Below are 7,041 nucleotides of genomic sequence, written 5' to 3' on the forward strand. Positions count from 1 at the left end.
GAACAAGATATTGATTTTTATCCAATCAGTATCCCGATTGCCCCGCCCAGGCGCAATAGTGGAGACGCAGTCAGGGATTGCCCAGCAGGGCCTGCTTGAGATTGCTGGAGTAGGGTTTCTCCCCGAACCAGATTGTCAGGTAGGCCTCTGCGAATTGCGCACCTTGTTCACTGGTGAGGGGATCGTTGTTGAGCAGCAATTGCAGCTGCTCGTTCTGGTAAACCATGGCGTAGGTGTCGCCATCGCCAATATCCTGATAATGGCTGTTGAATCGTTCAAAACGGGGCTTCAGCTGTTCGAACTCGCTGTCGCTGAGGTTTTTCTCCAGAAAGTTCATGGCGGCCTTGGCAAAGGCATCACCAGGCACCTCCCGTTGGTAGCTGAACTCCAGTCTCATGGGGGCGGCCAGCAGGTCATCCACATTGCAATCCTGCCGAAGCAAGCGAGCTTCACCCACGGTAATAAAGCGTAATGCCTTCACATCACTGCGGTGGCACTGCTGCCAGTCATCCGCCTGGGCAGGGCTGCCCATTACCAACAGGCAGGACATTGAAAGGAGAAAGGAACGGGTCAGTGATCGCGTAGCCATCGTGTCATCGGTCCTAATACTGGCAAATGTTGATCCAGGCCCTGGCTGCTGTCCCAGAAATCCTGGTGGAAGAAAACCTGTCCGTCGCGGTTGAAGCGCAGCTGGCTGATGCCAATGGTGCGGGACAAGCGCTCCCGACCCAGCAGGGAAAAATGCGCTTCCATGACCCAGACCAGGTAGACCTGTTGTCCGTCGCGGACCACATTCAACGGCTCCAGTGACATGTAGCTCAACCGTTCGGCGGTGGCCAGGAGGTGTTTCTGCAGAGTCTCCCTGTCCCGCACGATCACCAGGGTGTCGTTGAAATACACATCGCTGGCATAAATCTGGTCGATCCCTTCGGCGATGCGCTGATGATCCAGCGGATTGTAGAAATCAATAAAGCGGGACAAGGTGTCGTCATCAGGTTGCACAGCAACCTGGCCGTCTGCTTCCAGGCGTTCCAGAAATTGGTCGGTGTAGCCATAGGGGCCAAGCGGGGTACTACTACAGCCCGTTAGTAGAACCGGTACCAGCAACACCATTGTCAAAAGTAATGATTTCATGAGGCGAGTCTGATCGCAGTCAGGTGATCCGGCTGTGAAGGAATTTCACAGGCCATTGACGAGTCGCGGTGCACTGTTCGCTGATGAAACGATTGCCTGCTCCCTTGATTATCAACTTTGTCGGCTTTCAGCTGCTGTGGGCTGCCGCGGTGTTTGGCGGTGCCAGGGAAATGTCCTGGCCTTCCTGGACGGTTTTGGCGGTGATGCTGGCCGGACAATGGTGGTTCGACCCGCGCTGGTCGAAAAATGTCGCCATGCTCTTGTGGGGGCTGGTACTTTGCCTCTTGCTTGAGCCGATCTGGCTGAGCAGTGGGCTACTGGCCTATACCGGCTGGCAGCACCCCTGGTTGGCGCCGGCATGGATCTGGGCGCTGTGGCTGGGGTTTGCCGTCAGTTTTCATTACAGCCTCAACTGGCTATGCGGCAGACCCTGGCTGGGAGCCGCTTTTGGTGCCATTGGCGGGGTCTTTTCGGTCACCATGGGGATGAGGCTTGGCGCTGCCAGCGCGCCCCTTGAGTGGCTGCCCATTGCGATCACCTATGGTGTGGTATGGGCGGTGGCCGTGCCGTTGCTGGCCTACGCCGCACAACTTACCGGCGAAAAGGAACATCATCATGCCTGAGATACATTATTTGTTGCTTGTGGCCTTGCTGATTGTTGCCACCGTGTTGTGGTTACAACAACTGCAGACCCGCAATGCGGGCTGGGTGGATGTTTTCTGGTCCTGGTCTGTGGGAGTGGTCGGCCTGATCTTTCTGGTGACCGGCAGCGGAGAGGTATTGCCTCGCTGGGTTGCCGGCGCCTTGCTGTTGCTCTGGTCTGTGCGTCTGGGCAGCCATATCTTTCGACGTGTCGCCAGTGAGTCCCGGGAAGACGGTCGCTATGCGGCCATGCGCGAGGCCTTGCAGGAAAAGACCCAACCGGTTTTTCTGTTGTTTTACTGGGGCCAGGCACTGTTGGCATGGGGGTTTGCCCTCACATTCTGGGTGATTGGCAACCAGCAGGACAGCGTCAGCATAGCGGTGCTTGCCGGGGCTTGTCTGGGGGCATTGGCGATTGCCGGTGAGAGCCTTGCCGACAGACAACTGGCACGCTTCAAGCGCAAACCCGACAGCGCCGGTCGTACCTGCCGAGACGGGTTGTGGCGCTATTCCCGTCACCCCAATTACTTTTTCGAGTGGTTGCACTGGTGCAGCTACCCACTGATTGCCATTGGCGCCAGTCAGGGTGCCTGGTTGTGGTGCCTGCCAGTGGCCATGTTCGTGTTCCTGTGGTTCGTCACGGGTATCCCCTACACCGAAAAGCAGGCACTTAAATCCCGTGGCGACGATTATCGCGACTATCAACGCACCACCAGTGCGTTCTTTCCCTGGAGACCCAAAGCATGATGATTCAAATGGCGGAGTCCGGCCTGTTGCCGGATGCCCTGGTACGTTTCGGTATCCGGCGTTTGTTGGGAAAGCGGCTTGAGCAGGAGCGACAGAAGCAGCGTCGCGAGGACCTGGAAAGCGCGCTGAAACAGGGCCCGGTGGCGGTGGGTCAGGATGAAGCCAACGAGCAACATTACGAGGTGGATTCCCGGTTTTATGAGCAGGTGCTTGGCCCCTATCTGAAATATTCCAGCGCTTACTGGCCCAAAGGCGTTAACGACCTGGCTGAGGCCGAGCGCACCATGCTGGCAATGACCTGCGAGCGGGCAGAGCTGGACAACGGTCAGGATATTCTCGAAATGGGGTGTGGCTGGGGATCGCTGACCCTGTGGATGGCCGAGCATTACCCCGGTAGTCGCATAACCGCCATTTCCAACTCGGCGTCACAGAAAGCCTTCATTATGGGCCGGGCGGCGGAAAAGGGTCTGACCAATGTACGTGTGATCACCGCTGACGCGTCCCTGTACCATCCGGATCAACCGTTTGACCGCGTGGTGTCGGTGGAAATGTTCGAGCACATGCGTAATCACACAGCATTGATGGCGCGGATCCACGATTGGCTCAAGCCCGGCGGCAAACTGTTTATCCATGTCTTTTGCCATCGCAACCTGACCTATCTGTTTGAAGACGAAGGCAGCAGCGACTGGATGGCCCGTTACTTTTTCACCGGTGGCATGATGCCGGCCTACGACTGGTTGCCGCACTGTGCGGGCAAGCTGGAAGAAGATCAGCGCTGGGCCGTGAACGGTACCCATTATGCGCGGACCCTGGAAGCCTGGCTGGATCTGGCGGACCAGAAACAGTCCCAACTGATCCCGTTGCTGGATGAGGTTTATGGCAAGGGCGAAGGAAAGGTCTGGTTGCAACGCTGGCGCATGTTTTTCATGGCTTGTGCGGAGTTGTTTGACTATCGTGACGGGGAAGAGTGGTTCGTGGCCCACTATCTGTTTTCCCGTCCGGCAAATGCCGCCGGCTGACATTGTTGAGCATTGTGCATGAAGAAAACCGGCGTCCAGCATCGTATTACCCGTGTCTATCTGTTGCAGCTGTTGCTGATCAGTCTGACGACCGTGCTGGGCGTCTGGGCGACCGCCAACATCATCGAGCAGGTACTGGTCAAGCAGGCGCTGATCAAGGAAGCCGAGCACTACTGGTCCCTGCTGGATGACAATCCCACTCAGCCGCGCCCGAATACCCGGCATCTGCTTGGGCTGCTGAACAGTGAAGCGGTGAACGATGACATCCCGCAGGTGCTGCAGTCTCTGCCGGACGGTTACCAGCGGGCGGACCTCGCTGGCGAACGTCCGATTGTCTATATCGAGCGTCAGGGGAATGCCCGGCTGTATCTGATTTTCGATGAGCAACGGGTATCCGTGCTGGCATTCCTGTTTGGTATTCTGCCGCTCACCGGTGTCCTTCTGGTGATCTATATCACCTCGTTCCTGGGCTGGAAAAAGTCCCGCGACCTGTTGTCGCCACTGGTCCAGCTGGCGGATCGTTTGCGGCAGACTCCGGTGGAAGATCCCAGCGTTGCGCGCCCGGATCTGAGCGGTATTGATGCGGACACTGACAGCGAAGTGGCCGTGTTGGTGGCGGCCCTTGATGCCTATGCGGACAGGTTGGTGAGTTTCGTGGAGCGCGAGCGGCAGTTCACCCGCGATGCCAGCCACGAGCTGAGAACCCCGCTGGCGGTGTTTCGTGCCAACCTGGAATTACTGGTCAGTCAGATCGGGGATCGTCCGCTGATTCGTCGCATGGAAGATACCGTCGAAGACATGGAGGCGACGCTGGAAACCTTGCTGATGTTGGCGCGGACGGAACAGCGTCAGCCAGACAATGAGGATGTGATCGTCAACGACCTGGCAGTGAATCTGATGGAGCGCCTCAGCCCGCTGGCCGATCGCAAGCAGATTCGCCTGCAGGTGCGTCAGACTGCCTTGCTCACGGTGCACAGCCCGGAAGTGGCATTGACGATTGTATTAACCAACCTGGTGCGCAACGCCATCAACTACAGTGGCTCCGGTGATGTCACCATTCTGGTGGCGGAAAAAACCGTGCACGTGGTGGATTATGGCGCCGGTATGGATGCGGATGAGTTGGCGCGAATCCTCAAACCGTTCGAGCGGGGGCAAAGCCAGGAAGCCGGCCACGGTCTGGGACTGGCGATCGTACAACGCCTCTGTGAGCGCTATCACTGGCACCTGATGGTCACCAGTGCCCCGGGGCGCGGCACGGAAGTGGCGATCCGTTTTTCCTAGCCACAAAACCCGGCAATTTTGCCTTTCAGTTCGCGCCCCTGTGCTCTGGAGTATTCGGGCGCTGCGAGTGCTGCCGGGCCTGCCAGCCAGGCCTGCAATCCGTTGGGGCGAGTCAGCAGAAAGAGGAAAGAGTGAGCCTGAAGGCGTTATACAGAGGCCCTACTAGCCGCTGACCAGCCGTTCCCGGTCAATGCGCACCAGCAATTGTTTGGCGTTCAAGGCATCACGAATCCGGTCTGCCACACGGTGGGACTTGGTTTCATCGGTGTCTGCCAGCATGATCCCGAAACGATTATCGCCCAGGTGGGCAATGCTGTCCTGTTCCCGCAGCAGGGCGGCCAGGGAATCGGCAATGGTCAGGCTGTTGCTGCCCTGTGGGGCCTGCAGATAAAGGACCGATGACTCCAGACCGAAATCCCGGCAATTGCTGGCTTCCTGTCGGCAAATGTCTTGCCAGCCTTCATGGCCCGGCAGGCCGGTATCGTCACATCGGTCCGGATGCTCCACAAAGGTGGTGAGACGTTTTTCCCTGGCTTCGCGCACCGCGTTGCTGAGCAGGAAGCTGATCAGGGCGGCCTCGTGAATCAGGGAGGTGGCGGCGTCCTGCAGGCTGTCAGACTGGGGTTGTGGATCGATGGCACAGAGAGTGCCGAATTTGCGGTTGTCGCTATCGACCAGTGGCAGCCCCACATATGCCCGGATATTCAACGGATTGTTCCGTGACAACGACGCATGGTCGGGATGCGCACAGGCATCGGGAAAAATAGCCGGACGGCCTTTTTCCACCACCTCATCACAGTAATTCTGGCGCCAGTTCAGTCGATAACCCCGATGCAGCCGGTAATGCCGATCTTTGAGTCGCAAGATAACCAGCTCGTCACCGACCAGGCGGGTAATCATCCATGTGGTCATCCCGAAACGTTTCTGCAGCTCTTCAAGATGCGCATCGAGCAGGGCATTGCAGGACGAAAAGTGTGGGAGATGAAGAATATTGGCGGGCATAGGGACCGGGAATATTGCAAATTTTGCGTATTCTCTGGTCCCCGGGATGAAAACTACAAGCCCCGCGAGACGGACGGCGCGTTTTTTCTGCCAATCAACCTGCGCTGGGCCGGTCTTCCTGAATGCTGAAACCCACACCGGGCAAGGTGTTCAGAAGAGCGTTATCGAAGGGCTTGTCCACGGCCTTGCGCAGGTTGTAGAGATGGCTGCGCAGTGCGTCTGAATCCGGTACCAGATCCCCCCAGAGTTCGTGTTCCAGCTGTTCACGGCTAACCACACGGGGGGATTCGCGCATCAGGATACGCAGAATACGGAAGGCGGTGGGGGACAGTTTCAGTAGCTGACCGTCCCGGCGAACTTCCTGGCGGGCCGGGTCCAGTTCCAGATCTGCCACCTGCAAGGTGTTGGCGGTCACTTCGCGGCGCTGTCGACGAATCAGTGCAGAGACCCGTGCTGCCAGCTCCGGCAGGGCAAAGGGTTTGACGATGTAATCATCGCCACCTCGGTCGAAGCCTTCCAGCTTGTCTTCCAGCTGGTCACGGGCGGTCATGAAAATCACCGGCAGGTCCAGGGCCAGATCCTTGCGCAGGTACTGGCAGAAGCTGTAGCCGTCTTCCCCGGGCAGCATCACATCCAGCAGCATCAGGTCATAGTGATGCTCCTGAACCAATTCGCGGGCCAGACTGGTGTTACCGGCATAGTCCACCGTGGCACCTTCCTGTTCCAGAAATTCCACCACGGTCTGGGCCAGTTGGCGATGGTCTTCCACGAGTAAGATGGACAGGTTTTCCACAGGGTCTCTCCTTTGTAGTTGTACCCATCATCAGGCCCCAGTCGTCAACGAACCGTCAAGGTTCTTCACGCTCGTCGGCTTTTTTAACGGTCAGTCAGTGAGGGCGCCGGTGCGGGCAAAACGCTGACGGTAATGGCTGGGAGACAGGCCGGTATGGCGCTTGAACAGACGGGAAAAGCTGCTCACGTCCTGGTAGCCAACCTGTTCGGACAGTTTTGCCAGGTTATTGGTGCCGCGTTCCAGCATCTTGCGGGCTGCCTCGATGCGTACCCGCTGAAGATATTGCAGTGGAGGCTCGCCCAGGGTGGTGGTAAAGCGACGCTGCAGCTGGCGGGGGCTCNGTCCACCTGAGCCCCCGCCAGCTGGCCCAGGCTGGTGCTTTGCTTGTAGTGCTCATGAATCCAGGCCTGAATGGTCTGCACC

Annotated in this window: 9 protein-coding genes; 4 read left to right on the forward strand and 5 right to left on the reverse strand. The window is 58.0% G+C overall.

Translation table 11 applies throughout. The features are described from left to right. Positions 1 to 70 precede the first annotated feature (70 nt). Positions 71 to 589 (reverse strand): chalcone isomerase family protein, encoded by a 519-nt coding sequence (locus A3714_RS10845; protein WP_063509158.1) that lies wholly within the window; start codon positions 587 to 589, stop codon positions 71 to 73. Beyond that, positions 571 to 1,134, reverse strand: a complete 564-nt coding sequence (locus A3714_RS10850; RefSeq protein ID WP_063509157.1) for a nuclear transport factor 2 family protein — start codon at positions 1,132 to 1,134, stop codon at positions 571 to 573. Before A3714_RS10850 ends, A3714_RS10845 begins: the two co-directional genes overlap by 19 nt. 83 nt (positions 1,135 to 1,217) lie before the next feature. Between A3714_RS10850 and A3714_RS10855 the strand changes: the two genes are divergently transcribed. The 4 genes from A3714_RS10855 to A3714_RS10870 are packed head-to-tail and all read left to right on the forward strand — an operon-like array spanning position 1,218 to position 4,823. Further along, positions 1,218 to 1,757, forward strand: a complete 540-nt coding sequence (locus tag A3714_RS10855) for a DUF2878 domain-containing protein (RefSeq protein WP_062817890.1) — start codon at positions 1,218 to 1,220, stop codon at positions 1,755 to 1,757. Then, positions 1,750 to 2,523 carry a DUF1295 domain-containing protein gene (locus A3714_RS10860; RefSeq protein WP_062817859.1) on the forward strand — a complete coding sequence of 258 codons (774 nt, stop codon included), beginning with the start codon at positions 1,750 to 1,752 and terminating at the stop codon, positions 2,521 to 2,523. The genes A3714_RS10855 and A3714_RS10860 overlap by 8 nt, the downstream gene beginning before the upstream one ends. Then, positions 2,520 to 3,542, forward strand: a complete 1,023-nt coding sequence (locus A3714_RS10865) for a cyclopropane-fatty-acyl-phospholipid synthase family protein (protein WP_082810940.1) — start codon at positions 2,520 to 2,522, stop codon at positions 3,540 to 3,542. Before A3714_RS10860 ends, A3714_RS10865 begins: the two co-directional genes overlap by 4 nt. Before the next feature lie 18 nt (positions 3,543 to 3,560). Next, complete coding sequence (locus A3714_RS10870; protein WP_062817858.1) at positions 3,561 to 4,823, forward strand: HAMP domain-containing sensor histidine kinase; 1,263 nt, start codon at positions 3,561 to 3,563, stop codon at positions 4,821 to 4,823. Between the two features lie 162 nt (positions 4,824 to 4,985). On the opposite strand, the gene A3714_RS10875 is transcribed toward A3714_RS10870, so the two are convergent. The 3 genes from A3714_RS10875 to A3714_RS18245 form a co-directional block, all read right to left on the reverse strand. Further along, the gene (locus A3714_RS10875) at positions 4,986 to 5,825 is read right to left on the reverse strand and encodes a GAF domain-containing protein (RefSeq protein ID WP_082844725.1); all 840 of its coding nucleotides are present in this window, start codon (positions 5,823 to 5,825) and stop codon (positions 4,986 to 4,988) included. 94 nt (positions 5,826 to 5,919) lie between these two features. Continuing rightward, the gene (locus tag A3714_RS10880; protein WP_197461968.1) at positions 5,920 to 6,609 is read right to left on the reverse strand and encodes a response regulator transcription factor; all 690 of its coding nucleotides are present in this window, start codon (positions 6,607 to 6,609) and stop codon (positions 5,920 to 5,922) included. A 99-nt stretch (positions 6,610 to 6,708) separates the two neighbouring features. After that, complete coding sequence (locus A3714_RS18245; RefSeq protein ID WP_369817832.1) at positions 6,709 to 6,945, reverse strand: helix-turn-helix domain-containing protein; 237 nt, start codon at positions 6,943 to 6,945, stop codon at positions 6,709 to 6,711. Positions 6,946 to 7,041 lie beyond the last annotated feature (96 nt).

Origin of the sequence: Alcanivorax sp. HI0007, assembly GCF_001635525.1 — a bacterium.
In the GTDB taxonomy this organism is placed as follows: domain Bacteria; phylum Pseudomonadota; class Gammaproteobacteria; order Pseudomonadales; family Alcanivoracaceae; genus Alcanivorax.